General features: G+C 52.2%; 15 protein-coding genes. 2 read left to right on the top strand and 13 right to left on the bottom strand.

Going from position 1 to position 15,786, the window contains the following annotated elements; all coding sequences use genetic code 11:
* Position 1: 1 nt before the first annotated feature.
* The gene (gene tam, locus IMQ56_RS14485; protein ID WP_196063980.1) at positions 2-760 is read left to right on the top strand and encodes a trans-aconitate 2-methyltransferase; all 759 of its coding nucleotides are present in this window, start codon (positions 2-4) and stop codon (positions 758-760) included.
* 6 nt (positions 761-766) lie between these two features.
* Here tam and IMQ56_RS14480 read toward each other — a convergent pair whose 3' ends face one another.
* From IMQ56_RS14480 to IMQ56_RS14440, 9 genes are all read right to left on the bottom strand, one after another.
* A complete protein-coding gene (locus IMQ56_RS14480; RefSeq protein WP_193547834.1) occupies positions 767-1,957 on the bottom strand; it encodes a cytochrome c biogenesis protein/redoxin in 1,191 nt (396 codons plus the stop codon).
* 135 nt (positions 1,958-2,092) lie between these two features.
* Positions 2,093-3,388, bottom strand: coding sequence for an ATP-binding protein (locus IMQ56_RS14475; protein ID WP_196063981.1), 1,296 nt, complete (start codon positions 3,386-3,388; stop codon positions 2,093-2,095).
* A complete protein-coding gene (locus IMQ56_RS14470; protein ID WP_022651194.1) occupies positions 3,385-4,125 on the bottom strand; it encodes a response regulator in 741 nt (246 codons plus the stop codon). Before IMQ56_RS14470 ends, IMQ56_RS14475 begins: the two co-directional genes overlap by 4 nt.
* A 45-nt stretch (positions 4,126-4,170) precedes the next feature.
* Entirely contained in the window at positions 4,171-5,166 is a 996-nt protein-coding gene (locus IMQ56_RS14465) for an alpha/beta hydrolase (RefSeq protein WP_047726557.1), read from the bottom strand.
* A gap of 145 nt (positions 5,167-5,311) precedes the next feature.
* Positions 5,312-5,539 carry a GNAT family N-acetyltransferase gene (locus IMQ56_RS14460; protein WP_257393663.1) on the bottom strand — a complete coding sequence of 76 codons (228 nt, stop codon included), beginning with the start codon at positions 5,537-5,539 and terminating at the stop codon, positions 5,312-5,314.
* An 11-nt stretch (positions 5,540-5,550) separates the two neighbouring features.
* Positions 5,551-7,758: a peptidase domain-containing ABC transporter gene (locus IMQ56_RS14455; RefSeq protein ID WP_196063982.1), complete on the bottom strand. Its 2,208-nt coding sequence runs from the start codon at positions 7,756-7,758 to the stop codon at positions 5,551-5,553.
* A complete protein-coding gene (locus tag IMQ56_RS14450; RefSeq protein ID WP_032624257.1) occupies positions 7,758-9,011 on the bottom strand; it encodes an HlyD family efflux transporter periplasmic adaptor subunit in 1,254 nt (417 codons plus the stop codon). Before IMQ56_RS14450 ends, IMQ56_RS14455 begins: the two co-directional genes overlap by 1 nt.
* A gap of 14 nt (positions 9,012-9,025) precedes the next feature.
* Positions 9,026-9,670, bottom strand: a complete 645-nt coding sequence (locus tag IMQ56_RS14445) for a type II CAAX endopeptidase family protein (RefSeq protein WP_023300106.1) — start codon at positions 9,668-9,670, stop codon at positions 9,026-9,028.
* A 497-nt stretch (positions 9,671-10,167) separates the two neighbouring features.
* Entirely contained in the window at positions 10,168-10,500 is a 333-nt protein-coding gene (locus tag IMQ56_RS14440; protein WP_071524110.1) for a hypothetical protein, read from the bottom strand.
* Between the two features lie 444 nt (positions 10,501-10,944).
* On the opposite strand from IMQ56_RS14440, the gene IMQ56_RS14435 reads away from it, so the two are divergent.
* Positions 10,945-11,493, top strand: a complete 549-nt coding sequence (locus IMQ56_RS14435; protein WP_023303733.1) for a GNAT family N-acetyltransferase — start codon at positions 10,945-10,947, stop codon at positions 11,491-11,493.
* On the opposite strand, the gene IMQ56_RS14430 is transcribed toward IMQ56_RS14435, so the two are convergent.
* The 4 genes from IMQ56_RS14430 to IMQ56_RS14415 form a co-directional block, all read right to left on the bottom strand.
* The gene (locus tag IMQ56_RS14430) at positions 11,481-12,395 is read right to left on the bottom strand and encodes a bestrophin family protein (RefSeq protein WP_003857155.1); all 915 of its coding nucleotides are present in this window, start codon (positions 12,393-12,395) and stop codon (positions 11,481-11,483) included. The genes IMQ56_RS14435 and IMQ56_RS14430 overlap by 13 nt on opposite strands.
* Positions 12,396-12,596: 201 nt before the next feature.
* Positions 12,597-14,048, bottom strand: coding sequence for a tagaturonate reductase (locus IMQ56_RS14425; RefSeq protein ID WP_150325889.1), 1,452 nt, complete (start codon positions 14,046-14,048; stop codon positions 12,597-12,599).
* A gap of 117 nt (positions 14,049-14,165) precedes the next feature.
* The gene (locus IMQ56_RS14420; protein WP_150325890.1) at positions 14,166-14,693 is read right to left on the bottom strand and encodes a GNAT family N-acetyltransferase; all 528 of its coding nucleotides are present in this window, start codon (positions 14,691-14,693) and stop codon (positions 14,166-14,168) included.
* 82 nt (positions 14,694-14,775) lie between these two features.
* Positions 14,776-15,741: a sensor domain-containing diguanylate cyclase gene (locus IMQ56_RS14415; RefSeq protein WP_048220057.1), complete on the bottom strand. Its 966-nt coding sequence runs from the start codon at positions 15,739-15,741 to the stop codon at positions 14,776-14,778.
* Positions 15,742-15,786: the final 45 nt, after the last annotated feature.

The following is a 15,786-nucleotide window of genomic DNA, read 5'->3' as shown; positions in this document are numbered from 1 at the left end:
AATGGCCGACTGGGATCCCTCTCTTTATCTACAGTACAGCGCAGAACGCACACGTCCCGCCGCTGAGTTACTCGCCCGGGTGCCGCTTGCTGACATAACCTCTGCCGTGGATTTGGGCTGCGGGCCAGGCAACAGCACCGCGCTGCTGAAACAGCGCTGGCCTTCAGCGCAGATCGCTGGCGTGGATAACTCCCCGGCCATGCTGGAGGAAGCCCGACAGGCCTTGCCAGACTGCCACTTTGTTGAGGCGGACATCCGGCACTACAAACCTGACCAGGCGCTCAGCCTGATCTACGCCAATGCCTCATTGCAATGGATCCCGGACCATTACCACCTTCTGCCACATCTGGTTTCACTGCTCCAGTTAAACGGCGTGCTGGCGGTGCAAATGCCTGACAACTGGCTTGAGCCGACGCATGCCCTGATGCGTGAAGTTGCCTGGGAACAGGGCTACCCCGATCGTGGCCGCGAGCCATTGCCGGGTATCCATGCCTACTACAATATTCTGACGGAAGCGGGATGCGACGTGGATATCTGGCGCACCACTTACTTCCATCAGATGAGCTCTCATCAGGCGATTATTGACTGGGTCAGCGCGACAGGGTTACGCCCGTGGTTACAGGAACTCAACGAAAGCGAGCAGAAAAACTATCTGAAACGCTATCTTGAGCTGCTGGAAGAGCAGTATCCGCTCCAGGAGAACGGGCAGATACTGCTGGCTTTTCCGCGCCTGTTTTTGGTGGCTCAGCGGGTTTCGTAAGCCGGATCAGGAACGCGCTTCCCTGAGCAACTGCTGAATCACGGCCTCCTGCTTGTCATAGCTCCCCTCGCCAAACGCGGTGTAACGCAGTTGCCCTTTCGCATCGAAATAGTAATGTGCTGGCCAGTACTGATTTCCGAACGCGCTCCAGATTTTGTAGTTATTATCCGTCACTACGCGGTACGGCAGCTGCCATTTGTTGACCGCGTTTTTCACCGATGATAACGGCTTTTCCCAGGGGTATTCCGGGGTGTGGACGCCAATCACTACCAGACCTTCAGACTGATATTTCATCGCCCAGTCACGCACGTGCGGAAGCGTATGCTGGCAGTTGATACAGTCCCAGGTCCAGAAATCGATAAGCACAACTTTCCCCCGCAAGGCCTCAGACGTGACAGGGTCACCGTTTACCCAACCCGTACCGCCGCTTAATGACGGTAGCTGGCTGCTCGGCATCGCGTCAGCGACCGGTTGCAGTTTCACCTGCGTGGAGGTGGGTTGCGCAAGGCTCAACAGGGCATTTTCCAGCTGGTCGGCAATACCGTTGGCACCTTTCAGGGCTGAGGTCATCCCGCTGGCGTTGAACGCAACGGCGGCTAACATCATCACTCCCGCTCCCTGACGCAAACGCGCCATCAATGCGGATTTGGCTCTCAGGGGGGTTATCAGCTTACGGCCCCCCGCGACAAGCAGCCCCAGCATCAACGCGCACCCACTGCCGTAAGCGGCTAACAGCGCTCCGGTTGCGATGGCCGAGTGGCCCGCAATATTAATGCTGAAGATCGCCCCGAGAATCGGTCCGGCACAGGGGGACCACAGCAGCCCAACGGCCAGCCCTGCCAGAAAAGCCGAAACCAGGCCGCGTCGCTGCATGCTGTGGGTGTTGAGAACGTTTCCCGCGCTGACCGCCGGGCGGGCAATGCGCTGAGCGAACTGCGGAAAGATCAGGGCCAGGGCGGCAATGCTCAATACCAACAGCGCAATCCAGCGACCGATAATGGTGGCGTCAGCGATCCACTCGCTGGCAACCGTTACTACCATCGCCACCAACGTGAACATCACAATCATTCCCGCCAGAAGCGCCAGAATGTGTTTGCGCTGCCCCTGAAAGCCAGCGAACAGCAGAGGAATGACGGGAAGCGTGCACGGACTGAGCAGGCTAATCATGCCGCCTAAAAAAGCGATTATCAGAAACATAACGACCTCACGATACGGTTGCTGCGAAGGTGCAGTGAGGCCATTTCATCGTACGAATGTGTTCAGGCCGTGTTTGAAAAGCTGGATTTTGTCTGCCTGCGTATCGGCGCGGGGTGCAGATACACAGGCGTACAATTAACCGCGCGGAAGGATCACGCTTACGGCCAGCCCTCCCTCTGCCCGGTTTGCAAGATGCAATTTCCCGTCAAGCTGGGCGGTGAGCTGCGCGGCAATGGCGAGGCCTAACCCGGTGCCGCCCGTTTCCCGGTTGCGCGACGTTTCAACCCGGTAGAACGGCTGTAACACCGCCTCCAGTTCTGCCTCCGGGATGCCAGAGCCGTTATCCATAATGCGGATCGCTACCTGCCTTTCATTTTCATCAATCTCTATTACCGCGCTATCGCCAAACTTCAGCGCATTATCGAGCAGATTGGTCATTACCCTGCGCAATGCCTGGGGACGAGTGACGATCGGCAGACGCGCATTGCGTGCATGAAACTGCACGTTTTTACCAATGTCCTGATAATCACTGGCGATGCTGTTAACCCACGCATTCAGCTCCAGCTTCAGCGTGGTCTCTTCCAGAGATTCTGATGACCGGGCATAGGCAATCCCCTCCCGTACCAGGCGCGACATATTATCCAGGTCGCTCAGCAGCTTATCGCGGAGTTCGGGCTGATCCGCCATTTCGATCCGCAGCTTCATGCGCGTGATGGGCGTTTGGAGATCGTGAGAAATGGACGCCAGAATCTGCGCGCGTTCACGCAGATAGGTCTGTATCCGCGACTGCATCTCATTAAAAGCGTGCGCTGCCTGGCGCACCTCAACCGGACCTTTTTCAGTCATCGGAGAATGGGCCGCAGGATCGAGGGAATCAACCGCGCGCGTGAATTGCAGGAAGGGCCGGACAACCTGGCGCACGGCAACCCAGGAGCAGAGCGCGACAAGTAACAGCTGAAGAACCAGCACCACGGGCAACCAGCTGGCGACAGGCGGCATGCGCGGGATCAGATCGATGGTGAGCGGTGCGCCGTCGCGGAGCGTCAGATGGGCCTGAATATGGGAAATCGGCCCTGGCACCGCCGTAAACTGAAGCGGATATTGGGCTGAAAGCGTCTCTTTCAGGGTGCGAATCGCATCCCGCGAGCGCTTGTCCGTTGGCGCGGCGCCTGCCTCGCCGGGGCCAAGGATATAACGATAATTACCGCGACTGAGCCGTTCCAGCCACTCTGGCCGCTCTTTGGCCGGAAGCCGGTCGAGAATGGCCACGCTGGTCGCCACGTCGTTCTCAAGATTGCCCAGCATAACCGTGCGCGCGCTGCGCATTCGCTCAACCATGACCAGCGTCAGGCTGAGCGCGTTAGCCAGCAAGAGCCCGAGCAGCACAATGATCAGCAGCCGGGCCAGTAAGGTGCGGGGCCATAGCGTCATTCATTGGCCTCGACGATGGTCACCGGCATGGTAAAAACGTAGCCTTCGCTGCGAACGGTTTTAATGTAGGCGGGCGTGCGGGCATCTTCATTCAGACGCTGTCGCACGCGGCTCACCAGGAGATCAATCGAACGCTCAAACAGCTCGGCATCACGTCCCTGCGTCAGGTTCAGCAGCTGGTCGCGGGTCAGCACCCGTTGAGGATGATCGAGGAATACGCGCAAAAGGCGATATTCCGCCCCGCTGAGCGCCACAACCATACCCTCGTTATCAATCAGATGACGCGCCACGGTATCCAGCTGCCATTCCCCGAACACCACCAGGCGCCCTGCCTCGGTCACCTGAAGATTAGGCGGCATAGTACGAAAACGACGCAGGATAGCTTTGATACGCGCCAGCAGTTCGCGGGCCACAAACGGTTTCACCACGTAATCGTCGGCGCCCATCTCCAGCCCCAGGATGCGGTCCGTGTCCTCGTTGCGCGCGGTGAGCATCAGGATCGGCAGATCCTTATGCCTGCTGCTGCGCAGCTGTCGACACAGCGTCAGGCCATCATCGCCGGGCATCATCACGTCCAGCACCACCAGGTCGATATGCTGTTTGTCGAGCACTACGCGCATCTCTTTCCCGTTCGCCGCGCCAGAGGCGTGGTAGCCGGATTTCACGAGGTAATCGACAATCAGCTCACGAATATCCCTGTCGTCATCGACGACAAGGATGTGATCAATATGCTCCACCGCAGGCTCCCTGATTAAGAGGTAACGGATTGAAAATAGCACATATCAGAGCTTATCCGCGTCGACAACCGCGTTAACAAAGTCCTGCGGATCTTCCTGCGGCGGGTTGTGGCCAACCGTTGCGCCGAAAGTACGGTGCTCATATTTTCCGGTGAATTTCCCGGCATAGGCCGCAGGTGCAGGGTGTGGCGCCCCGTTATTACCGCCTTCGATGGTGATGGTCGGCACCGTAATGTTCGGCAGCGTCGCCAGTTTTTGTTCATAGGCGTCATATTTAGGCTCCCCTTTTTCCAGACCCAGACGCCAGCGGTAATTACTGAGCGTGACGGCAACGTGGTCCGGGTTATCGAGGGATTTGGCGCTGGCATTGAAGGTGGCATCGCTGAATTTCCAGTCCGGCGAAGCCTGGGACCAGATCAGCCGGGCAAAATCGTGCGTATTTTTAGCATAGCCTTCCGCACCGCGCGGCGTGGCGAAATAGAACTGATACCACCACTGAACCTCTGCCTTCGGCGGTAATGGTTGTTTCCCAATCGCCTGACTACTGATCAGATAGCCACTCACCGAGACCAGCGATTTCGCCCGTTCCGGCCAGAGCGCCGCAACGATATCCGCGGTACGCGCTCCCCAGTCATAACCGGCAAACACCGCCTGTTTGATGTTCAGGGCGTCCATCAGATTAACGATATCTTTCGCCATTGCCGAAGGCTGGCCGTTTCGCGGTGTTTTATCAGAAATAAAGCGCGTGGTGCCGTACCCGCGCAGGGACGGCACAATGACACGATACCCTTTCGCGGCCAGCGCGGGGGCCACTTCAGCGTAGCTGTGAATGTCGTACGGCCAGCCATGCAGCAGGATCACCGGTTGCCCCTCTTTCGGCCCGATATCGACATAACCGACGTTAAGATCGCCAGCGTTAATCTGTTTTACCTGGTTGAAGGCCGACGCGTAATCCTTGCCCATCGCTTCCGCCTGACAGGACATCACGGTGCCAAGCGAAACGGTCAGGGCGACTGCTGAGTATGCGAGTTTGTTAAACATGATGTTATCTCCGGGTGAGTTCAGTTGACGGAGATATAACACCATGCGTTTGTATAAAGGATGTGTGCGGATGCGGCTTTATTGCATACCTGTGTATGTATCAAAGACGCAGATACAGTGTGATACAAACCCAGGTATTAAACGACTAAAGCGAGATTCGGTACCGGACGTAATCGTCAGCTTCACCATAGTGGTCATACAGCTTACGCGCCGGATTGTTCATGCGGGTTACCCAGTAGAGTTTTGACCACCCTTCCCGCTTGCCTTCATCGATCAGGGCGTCGATAAGCGCTTTACCCGCCCCTGCGCCACGTTCGGCAGCGTCAACAAATAGATCTTCCAGATAGGGGTAAGTTTGGATATCGAAAATTATGTACGTTAAGGTTAATTTTTTGCCATCACGTCATTAGTATATTCACAAACAGACTCGCCATTATTGACTGTATGCTGGAGATTCAGCTCCGTTAAGTAGCCGTCTGCCAGATACAAAACCCGGTCTGCAGAGGCTATGGTTTCCGGGCGATGGGCTATCAGCAGAACAGGAAGCCCCAGTTGACGTAAGGTCTGGCTTATCCGGATTTCACTCTCAACATCAAGGTGGCTGGTCGCTTCATCCAGTAACAGGAATCCCGGTTTCTTGTACAACGCCCTTGCCAGCAGAATGCGTTGTTTTTGTCCTCCGGAAAGCCCTCCGCCGGTTTCACCAATCAGCGTCTGATACCCCATCGGCATTGCCATAACATCGCTGTCGATAAGTGCCAGTCTTGCGCACTGGATCATTCGTTCATAATTTCGGTCATCACTGAAAAAAATAATGTTATCTGCTACAGAACCTTTGAAAAGATGGTCATCCTGCAGTACGGTACCGATACGCTGACGAACCTGAAAATAATCCGGATGCGTATGCAATATGCCAAATGCCCTGATCCTGCCCTCATCAGGGATGTGGATCCCAAGGATAAGCTTCACCAGTGTCGTTTTCCCGCATCCGGATTTACCTGTAATGGCAACGACTTCTCCGGGATTGAGTGTCAGCGACACCCCGCCGATTATCGGATTTTCCCCTCCCTTGTGGCTGAAGATGATGTGCTCAAGTACTAGAGGAGCATGAGCATATTCATCCATCTCCCTGCGGGATACAGAAGGAATGTGCGAAGCGTTGTTATGCTCACGAAAAGGCTGTTGCTGAAGGCCTTCTGTCGGGGTCAGTACAATATCAGCCAGTCGTTCGTTGTAAACATCGAGCATACGCCAGGAAAAAAACTTATCAGTCAGGCTACTGATACTGGAAGAAAAACGCGTCTGATAGGATAAATAAGCAACCAGCATGCCGACGGTGAAGGTTCCATTCAATACCTCCCCGGCGCCTTTCCACAAAATGATTGCTGATACCACGCTGCCGGTAAGAGTTTGAGCAATGTCATAGCACATCAGCAGACGGCTCTGACGCAACTGCGTATTTCTGCGGGCAACGTTGAGATTCAGCCAGGCGGCCTCACGATGTGCCGTCACACCGTTAATTCTCAGGCTGAGGATCCCGTTGAGTGTTTCAAGAAAATGCCCGGACTCCTTGGCACCTGCATCCCAGGCATCTTCTGCCGACTGTCGAAGGGACGGATACCACAGTGCCCTCAACACACCATAGAAAATGGCTGCAAGTACGGCGATCAATGTCATTTCAGGACTGTACAGCAGCATCATGCAAAGCGCAGTCACCACGAGCAACACATCCAGAATACCTTCCAGCACTTGCGTAGTCAGCGCCTGCTGGATGGTATCTACCGCCTCAAAACGAGCATTAATACTCCCCTTACTGCGTGCATCAAACCAGGCCAGAGGAAGATGGACCAGATGATGGAAAACCCGTGCTGTCCACTGCATGTTAAAATTGACGGACAGTGTAATACTCGCCCACTGGCGGGCCAGTGACAGCAGCATCTGGGTCAGTGACATCAGCAGAAGCGCAATAATAATGACGGTCAACAAACTCTGGTCGGCAGCCACCAGGACTTCATCAATCACCAGCTGGTTGAGAAGCGGGCTTCCCAGTGTCAGGATTTCGAGTGCCACGGCAAAAACGATAATTCGCGACATTGCCGACAACAGACCCGGTGTTTTACCTGTCAGTTGGCGCAGATGGATTTTTTTCCTTTCATCCCGAGCGGTAAAATCACTGGCTGGCATCAGCTCCAGCGCGACGCCGGTGAAATGTTTTCCAGCATCCTGTAGGGAGAGCGTTACTTTTCCCTTTTCCGGATCATGAATAACCAGCCTGCTTCCGCGAACTTTATGTAGCACAACAAAATGATTCATGTTCCAGTGGAGAATACACGGGAGAGAAAGGGATCTTAGGTCCTCAAGCTCCAGCCGAACTGCCCGGCTGGATAATCCGATACCGGCCGCACATTCAGTCAGTCTCTGCGGGGTCATCCCTTGTGAGCTGATACTGAAACGTTCGCGCAGTGTGGGTAAGTCTGTTTGCAGACCATGCCAGCAGGCCATCATGACCAGGCATGCCAGACCACATTCCGCTGACTCTGTCTGTCGGGTGAGAGGAAGCTGTTTTCTCCCGGTCCATTTAAGTGTATCCATCACAGCTTTCCTTTCAGGCTCCAGAGCGGCTCAGTCAGCCACTCCCACAAATTGCGGGTATCCAGGCTGACATCCCCCTCAAGAACCATGCCGGGGCGCAGGGCTTCCTGTTTCCCATAAGCCAGAATAAAAGTATTTTCAGGTTCAACGATGACGCGGTAATGACCTTCATTCTCCTTCCAGGTCACAGGAGATACGGAGAGTAAATCAGAAGATGTCAGCGTTGTATGGCTTATTTCACGGATAGTCCCGTACTGCACACCAAACTTCTGATAGGGGAAGGCAGAGAACCGCAGGGCAACACGCTGCCCCGCCTGAATAAAGCCAGCATTCTGACTGGTAGCATAGAGTTCTATCTGCAAACGGGCATTGTCGGGAATGAGGGTCATGACAGGTTCAGATGCCCTGACAGACTGTCCCTGTCTGACCAGCACGGCAGCAACGGTTCCGGATACCGGTGAAGTCAGCGTGAAATTTTCCTTACCTGCCAGTTCGTCCTGCTGTTGCCTGATCACCTGCAACTGCCTGTCCATTTCAGCCTTCCGGCTTTCACCCTGAACGATGAGATGGTCAAGGTCGTCTTTAGCAGCCTCCATCGCGGTGTGCAGTTGCAGAAGCCCCTGACGCTGATCCTCAACGTTTTGCTGTGACGTTGAAACGTCAATCTGCTTCTGCTGGTATTCGATATCTGATACGTAATGCGTATCAGCAAGTTTCTTATAGCGCTCCATAACAGACACGGCCAGCGCAGCCTGATGCACGGCAAGTGACAGACGCTTTTCTGCACTTTTAACCTGAGGTTTCAGGGAAACTATTCGCTGTTGTATGGCATGCTGCTGCTGACTGTTGTCACGCAATTCCAGGGTCTGTTGAGAAGTCAGCATTGTAAACTGAGTTTGTAGGGAAAGTCTTATAGCAGCGAGTGTACCTGCCCCCTGTTCGTTGAAATGTTCACCGCTGATATGATAAAGAGTCTCACCGGCAATAATGTGTTGACCTTCTGAGGCGGTCAATTTGGTTACGTAGCCAGCATATTGAGGAGTGATTTTTACCAGCCCGGATGAGGGCATAACGATTCCGGAAAGGTGAGCCTTACGTGTATAGCTACCATAAAGAATAAAGAGTATCAGGCACAGAAATATGAATAACGTTGTGAGTGCGCTTACTGATAAACCGAATGACGCAGGTAAGACAATCTCACCATAATCAGAATCTGTTTGATGATTTAAAGCCTCTTCCCTGAAGATATTCATATCCCAAATACCCTTCAAAAATTTAACGACAAAACAAAAGCATTCATGCACGAATGAATTATAATAGGATAAAAAAGCCCTCTGCTTCTTATTCTAACTATTAATAGCAATATTGACACCAAAAAAAGAATGGATTGATCTAAAATGTTATAATACTGTCCATGCATCAGACAAAAAGACAATGAAGTCAATATACATGGGATAATATACTTTTTATTAAAAATTGAGTGGAAAACACCGAAGATACAGCCCCTGTATATAATCTCCTCATAATATGGGACTACGAAGGTGGCTATTATAAATGCTATAAAACTAATATGGGAAGGTCCATAATGATATAAATTATCCCTGTAAAGATAAACATTATACTGAACCAGCAAAATGACAAACAACACAACAATAGAAAATTTTATTGAAGTTAAATCTCTACTTGGGCGTAATTTAAAACCATCCAACTTCCTTAAGTAAAAAATATACAAGAAAAATGCAATTGAAAATTCCGCAATAAACAATAAGAAAAATGACACATCGAGAGTAAGATAGCGGAGGGTTATGGATGGCGATAACGTAATTATTATTGAGATAACAGACGCAATAAAAAGAACAATTACGTTTTTCTTACTATAAATGAATGGATAGACATGCCTAAAGATTATCATGTTCAACCTATTATTAATTCATATTTTATATAAGAATCAACAAATATGGCTATGATATCGTAATCATTTTTTGATATCATGCACTTTAACTTCAGTGAACATTTGTAATGATTCCATTCTGCAACACAACAATTTTTATCGGAGTGTACTTTATTTACTTTTAAACCTATTCATCAAGTTAACGCCCCATCGAGTTACTGCTATTAATACAATCAACGCAATAAGAAACCTTGATATAATCCCTGGCCGTGATACTTCGTCAAACTCAAGAACTTCAGCATATTTCAAAAGGGTAAATGCGATAATGAAAAAAAATAAGTAAATTAGGAAATTTAAAAATTGTTTCATGCTTAACCCGATACTTGTGATTACATTAACTTTATCAAAAATTATAGCTCATCATGACTACTTCGAATAATCATTAAATATCGAAACACCTAGAATAACATTCAGTTATAATGAGCTTTTAAATTATTATCACACACAACTCAAATTACTTACCAACGGCATTGTCCGGGGCCGTTGTAATTATTACTTTTATCTTTACTACCACGATCTGAAAAACTATCTTTTGTGCACTGACCAGCTATAGCTCCACCAATTACCCCAGCGGTCATACCCACTGGCCCCCCAGGAGAGCCGGCGATTAGACCACCGATGATTCCTGCGCCGCATGAGTCAACGCCCTTGTAAATAGAGCCATTGTTTCCTTTTGAATTACCAGGTTTAGAGCTGGTGTTACGACTACCGGCACCTTCATAATTACCGCTTCCATTGCCGCCACTTACTAATGCTATCTCATTAAGGCTTAATGCTCTTATATTCGACATAAATCATCTCCATTTAATTTAGTTTTGCATTTTGTGCTAAAAAAATATCTTACATTACTTAATGTAAAGAAAGTGTATTTATGTAAGCAAATGTAAATAAGCTATTGAACTTCGTAAACCGTAGCTCCATTTGGGAGCAGTTCAGCTCCTGCATGGGCAGGCCTATAACACGAAATCGACCTGGAGGTACGGTAATGTTCAGGCATCTTTTCTGACGTCCAGCGCGCAATCACTTCTGCGTCGTAATAGATTATACAGCCATGGCGCATCGCTTCGTTACGGACGTGCCAGAGTGTTTCGGCTTCTTCGGGCCTGGCTTTTCTTGGCATTACATACTCCTTTATGGATAAATCTGAATAACAAAAGCACGACCAACTGGAATGTGATATTGATGAAATATCAGAACCCAAACAAATGATAACGCTCAAATATGGAGATCACCGGATGACGATACCCACGCTTACGACAGAACGCTTATTACTTAAACCCCTTGTTGCCGCCGATGCCGTCCAGATCCAGCAACGCTATCCGCGCTGGGAGATTGTCCGCTATATGGTGGCTTCAGTCCCCTGGCCCTACCCGGAAAACGGTGCAGAAAATTATGTCAACAACGTTGCACTGCCCGATATGGCCAAAGGTATTGCGTGGTTCTGGACGATTCGCCGTCGCGAAGCGCCTGACGAACTGATGGGGTTGATTTGCCTGTATGACGTGGAGGACAACAATCGGGGCTTCTGGCTCGCGCCGGAATTTCAGGGCCAGGGATATATGCGCGAGGCGAGTATTGCGGCCACGGATTACTGGTTCAATACGCTCAATAAACCGGTGTTACGCGCGCCGAAAGCGGCGGCCAACAGCCGCTCCCGACGTATTTCAGACAGCAGCGGCATGCGGCTCATCAGGACGGAGAAGAAAGCCTATGTCAGCGGCCTGCTGGATTCGGAGCTGTGGGAAATCACCCGCGACGAGTGGAATGCCCGTCAGGTCAGCTGATAATGCTTATCAGGCATCAGTCTTTCAGGGATATTCTCTTCATCGTTCATCTGCAACAGATCGCGCTCCATCATGTTGCAGATGGCGTCCAGCGGCAGATCGTTATCTTCCGTCCCAAACGGATCTTCCAGCTCTTCCGCCAGCGTGTCCAGCGAGATAAAGGTGTAGGAAATCAGCGCAGAGACAAAGGGCGTCATGTAATGCAGATCAACTACCAGCGCAAACGGCAGCATGATGCAGAACAGATACACCGTCCGGTGCAGGATCAGCGTATAGGCAAACGGGACTGGCGTATTGGCGATACGCTCACAGCCAGCCAGCACGATGGACATATCATTCAGGCGGTTGTTGAGGCTGTGAAACAGAATGTCTGAAAGGTGCCCGCTACGCCGCCGTACGGCCAGCCACTCCCCCATGATCAGCAGGATACGGTTCGCCGGCGAGTTGGCGTCCATCACTTTGCGTAAATCGTCAGGAGCCAGATAGCGGGACAGCTGATCGGCATTGGTTTCTCTGCGAAGGGTCATACGCAGACAGTTAGCAAACGCGATTTGCAGGCGGACAAACTCTCCAAGATGTTTATCATCCGGCAAGGTGTTTTTTACCTCGCGAAACAGCGAGCGCGCCGCTATCATCAACTGCCCCCAAAGCAGACGCGCCTCAACGTAGCGCGAATAACAGGCGTTATTGCGAAATCCCAGGAAGATGGCGATAGCCACGCCCAGAATGCTGAACGGCGCGACGGTAAACCGGATACCCAGCGAGGTGTACCACGGCAGCATGACAATCACGGCGATGGAAAGCAGGAAGTTAAGCAGCAGTCGGGTATAAATTTTGGGAAGTACCGAACCATGCCAGACAAAAATCAGTTGCAGCCAGTGCTGTTGAGGACGAACAATCATAATCAGCTTCAGAAAAGTAAAGAGCGCGGCTATTAAACGTGATCCCCCTCACGGTTGCAAGCATGTTAATAGTTCATTGCATTTTCTGACCTGTTAAGCCTCAACCGCACGGTGCTGCATGTGCTTTTTAAAAAAAGAACGTATAGTATGTTGTAACTAAATTGGGTCTCTAAAAAACCCGGCCAACGCCGGGCATTATGATTAGCAGAGCGGTTTTACCGCATCGCGCATGCCTTTGCTTAAAATTGCATCCAGATCCAGCACAACCTGGTCTACCAGTCCGTTCACCAGAGTGAGATCCTGTTCCCAGTGCTCGCTCACGCTTAACACTGACGATACCAGTTCACGGGTAGTGACCTGTTTGTCGTGATGTTGCGTCCACAACTGCTGGTAACGTTCAAGCCAGTGCGCATCGTCCTGCACCGGATAGCGCTCACCGTTGCGCTCGGCACGGTAAAATGCAATCAGCGCCGCCAGAGCAAAGGTCAGACGTGCTGGCAGTTTGCCGGTCGCCTTCTGCCCTGCCAGCAGTTGCGGCAGAATGCGGGTGCGGTACTTGGTCATCCCGTTCAGGGCAATCGACAGCAGCTGATGCTTAATGTACGGATTTCGGAAACGCCCCGTTACGGCACTGGCGAAGGAGTGCAGCTCGTCGCGCGGCAGATCCAGGACCGGAATAATCTCCTCATAAATAGCCTTCTCTACGAACGCGCAAATTTCCGCGTCGTTCATGGCTTCCCCTACCGTATCCAGGCCGGCCTGAAAAGCGACCGGAACCAGCGCCGTGTGCGCGCCGTTGAGGATCGCCACCTTACGCTCTTTATACGGCTTGATATCGTCAACAATCAGGACGTTGAGCGGGTATTTATCCAGGCGCAGTTCAGCTGCAAGTGATTTCGGCCCCTGAATAACAAACAGATAGAAATGTTCCGCCGTGTCGAGGAAGCTGTCGTGATAGCCCAGCCCGGCTTCCAGCTCTGCCACCTCATCACTCGGATAGCCGGTAACAATGCGGTCAACCAGCGTCGAACAGAAAGTGTTAGCATCATTCAGCCACGCAATGAATGCCGCCGGCAGCGCCCACTCCTGTGCATAGCGCAGCACCAGTTCACGCAGGGCATCGCCGTTGTAGTCGATGAGTTCGCAAGGAATGATAATCCAGCCTTTATCCGCTGCCCCGTTAAAGTGGGTAAAGCGCTCGAACAGCAGACGCGTCAGTTTGGCCGGATAGCTGACAGCTGGCGCATCGTCAAACTTATCCCCCGCGTGATAGCTGATCCCCGCCTCCGTGGTATTGGAGAAGACAAACCGCATGTCCGGGTTATGGGCGAGCTTCAGAAATTCATCGTACTGGCTGTAGACGCTGATTTCACGATTCACGGAACGAATAAGACGCGCATCGCTTACCGCTTCCCCCTGCTCATTCAGACCACGAATAATCGTGGTATACAGACCATCCTGGGTGCTCAGGGACGGCGGAAAATCGCTCTGGATCGGCCGCACAATCACCACACCTGAATTGAGATCGGTATGCTCGTTTAAGAGGTCGATTTGCCAGTCAACGAACGCGCGCAGGAAGTTACCTTCGCCAAACTGGATGATACGTTCAGGATAGCGCGCACCGGGGAAATCACGACGGTTGAGTGTGTTCACAATGGAGGTCCTTTATGATTAGTCATACAGCCTGATAAGATTGGTGTGATAACTTATCAAAACTTCAGGACCATAACCCCTGTCTGGATCAACTCAGGACGCGATGGTGAAAAATAATCACAGAAATTTATAGAACACCGAGGTCGCCGTCATGTCCCCGTTCGGCATCAGGGCGTAGCGTGGGATCTCCCCCGCCTTTTGCCAGCCTGCTCTCTGGTAAAACGTCTCCGCGCCGCTGCCGGTCGAGGTATCAAGCACCAGCACCGTAAGCGCTTTTTTACGCGCAACCGCCTCCAGGGCTTCCATCAGCGCCATTGCCGCCCCTTTACGGCGCGCGTTCTCATGAACCAGCAGTTTCGCGACATCTGCACGGTGCGGCTGGTTTTCAGGCTGATCGGTGATCAGCTGGACCGTGCCAACCAGCCCCTGCTCCGCATCAAAACAGCCCAGGACGGTACGCTCGTCGCGCCCGACGCTGTCTGCGACGCCGACCCAGAAGGTTTGGGCTTTCCCGGCAGAAAAAGGCAGCATAAAGCTGACGGAGGCGCCGCCGTTGACACAGTTGACGAGAATATCGTTCAGGGCATCGATGTGGGTGAGGATGTCCTGCCGGGAGAGAGGTTTAATCAGCATGGGAGAGTTCATTGCGCGTCCTTAGGTTGAATCTCTCCACTTTGCTATTAACATTTTTGTAACGCAATAAGTGATGACATAGGATTTCGTTATGTCATTTCTCGCCGTGGTGTTGCCGCTTCATGGCGTACATTTGCGCATCCGCGTGTTTTAGCCATGCCTGCATATCGTTGCGGTGATGATCGAACTCGCTCAGCCCCCAGGAGAACTGTAACGACCAGGGATGCAGCTGACGCGCGTTATACTTTTCCGTTTGTTCCACGAGATACTGCATGGCGATCCAGGCGCCAGGCTCATCGGTATCCGCAAACAGCACCGCGAACTCATCTCCCCCGAAACGTACCAGCAGATCGGCCTCGCGGAACGAGGAACGCATCAGGGCGGCCATAGCTTTCAGAGCTTTGTCCCCCTCCTGATGTCCGAAGCGATCGTTAATGGTTTTGAAATGGTCCAGATCCAGCCAGCCAAGGGTTAAGGGTTCTGCCCGACGCTGCGAAACCGACAGTGCAAACTGCGCAAACTGGTTAAACCCGCGACGGTTAAACAGCCCCGTGAGTTCATCGGTTGTGGCCGCGCTAACGGCCGCAAATTCATCCTCTGCCAGCGCGCTGAGATCGGCCAGTACGGCGGCATCCGCCGCGGTAAACTCACGAGGCGCGTAATCAATAAGACACAACGATCCCACGCACGCCCCGTCACGTAAACGCAGCGGGAAACCGGCGTAAAAGCGCACGCCCGGATCTCCCACCACCTGCGGATTATCCGCAAAGCGTTCGTCCAGCTGCGTGTCACTCACCACCAGCGGCGCGTCACCCAGGATCGTATGACCACAAAACGAGAGATCGCGAGGCTGGGTGGCAGGTACCTGGCCGTCGGCAGACTTCACGATCGCGGCGTGGTCATCCACCAGCGTAATCATCGCCAGCGGCACCCTGAAAAAGCGTGTTGCCAGCCGAGTAAGACGATCAAACGCGGGGTAATTGTCGATCTCAAGCAGACCGGACTCGCGCAGAGCATTCATGCGCTCCGCTTCATTCACGGGAATTTGAGGTGCCTTCATAACGTCTCCTGACGCTGAGCATTAGTAAAAGCGTAGCTTAAACAG

This window comes from Enterobacter sp. Res13-Sevr-PEC09-46, from assembly GCF_015672585.1.
GTDB classification, from domain to species: Bacteria; Pseudomonadota; Gammaproteobacteria; order Enterobacterales; family Enterobacteriaceae; genus Enterobacter; species Enterobacter hormaechei_C.
The sequence above is the reverse complement of the archived record's forward strand: the minus strand, read 5'-3'. Positions and strand labels throughout refer to the sequence as shown.

Coding starts and splice junctions, on each gene's coding strand:
- IMQ56_RS14420 (WP_150325890.1), bottom strand. CDS start 14,693: ATGAACTCTCCCATGCTGATTAAACCTCTCTCCCGGCAGGACATCCTC.
- IMQ56_RS14450 (WP_032624257.1), bottom strand. CDS start 9,011: ATGAATATCTTCAGGGAAGAGGCTTTAAATCATCAAACAGATTCTGAT.
- IMQ56_RS14435 (WP_023303733.1), top strand. CDS start 10,945: ATGACGATACCCACGCTTACGACAGAACGCTTATTACTTAAACCCCTT.
- IMQ56_RS14415 (WP_048220057.1), bottom strand. CDS start 15,741: ATGAAGGCACCTCAAATTCCCGTGAATGAAGCGGAGCGCATGAATGCT.
- IMQ56_RS14465 (WP_047726557.1), bottom strand. CDS start 5,166: ATGTTTAACAAACTCGCATACTCAGCAGTCGCCCTGACCGTTTCGCTT.
- IMQ56_RS14475 (WP_196063981.1), bottom strand. CDS start 3,388: ATGACGCTATGGCCCCGCACCTTACTGGCCCGGCTGCTGATCATTGTG.
- IMQ56_RS14480 (WP_193547834.1), bottom strand. CDS start 1,957: ATGTTTCTGATAATCGCTTTTTTAGGCGGCATGATTAGCCTGCTCAGT.
- IMQ56_RS14445 (WP_023300106.1), bottom strand. CDS start 9,670: ATGATAATCTTTAGGCATGTCTATCCATTCATTTATAGTAAGAAAAAC.
- IMQ56_RS14455 (WP_196063982.1), bottom strand. CDS start 7,758: ATGGATACACTTAAATGGACCGGGAGAAAACAGCTTCCTCTCACCCGA.
- IMQ56_RS14430 (WP_003857155.1), bottom strand. CDS start 12,395: ATGATTGTTCGTCCTCAACAGCACTGGCTGCAACTGATTTTTGTCTGG.
- IMQ56_RS14440 (WP_071524110.1), bottom strand. CDS start 10,500: ATGTCGAATATAAGAGCATTAAGCCTTAATGAGATAGCATTAGTAAGT.
- tam (WP_196063980.1), top strand. CDS start 2: ATGGCCGACTGGGATCCCTCTCTTTATCTACAGTACAGCGCAGAACGC.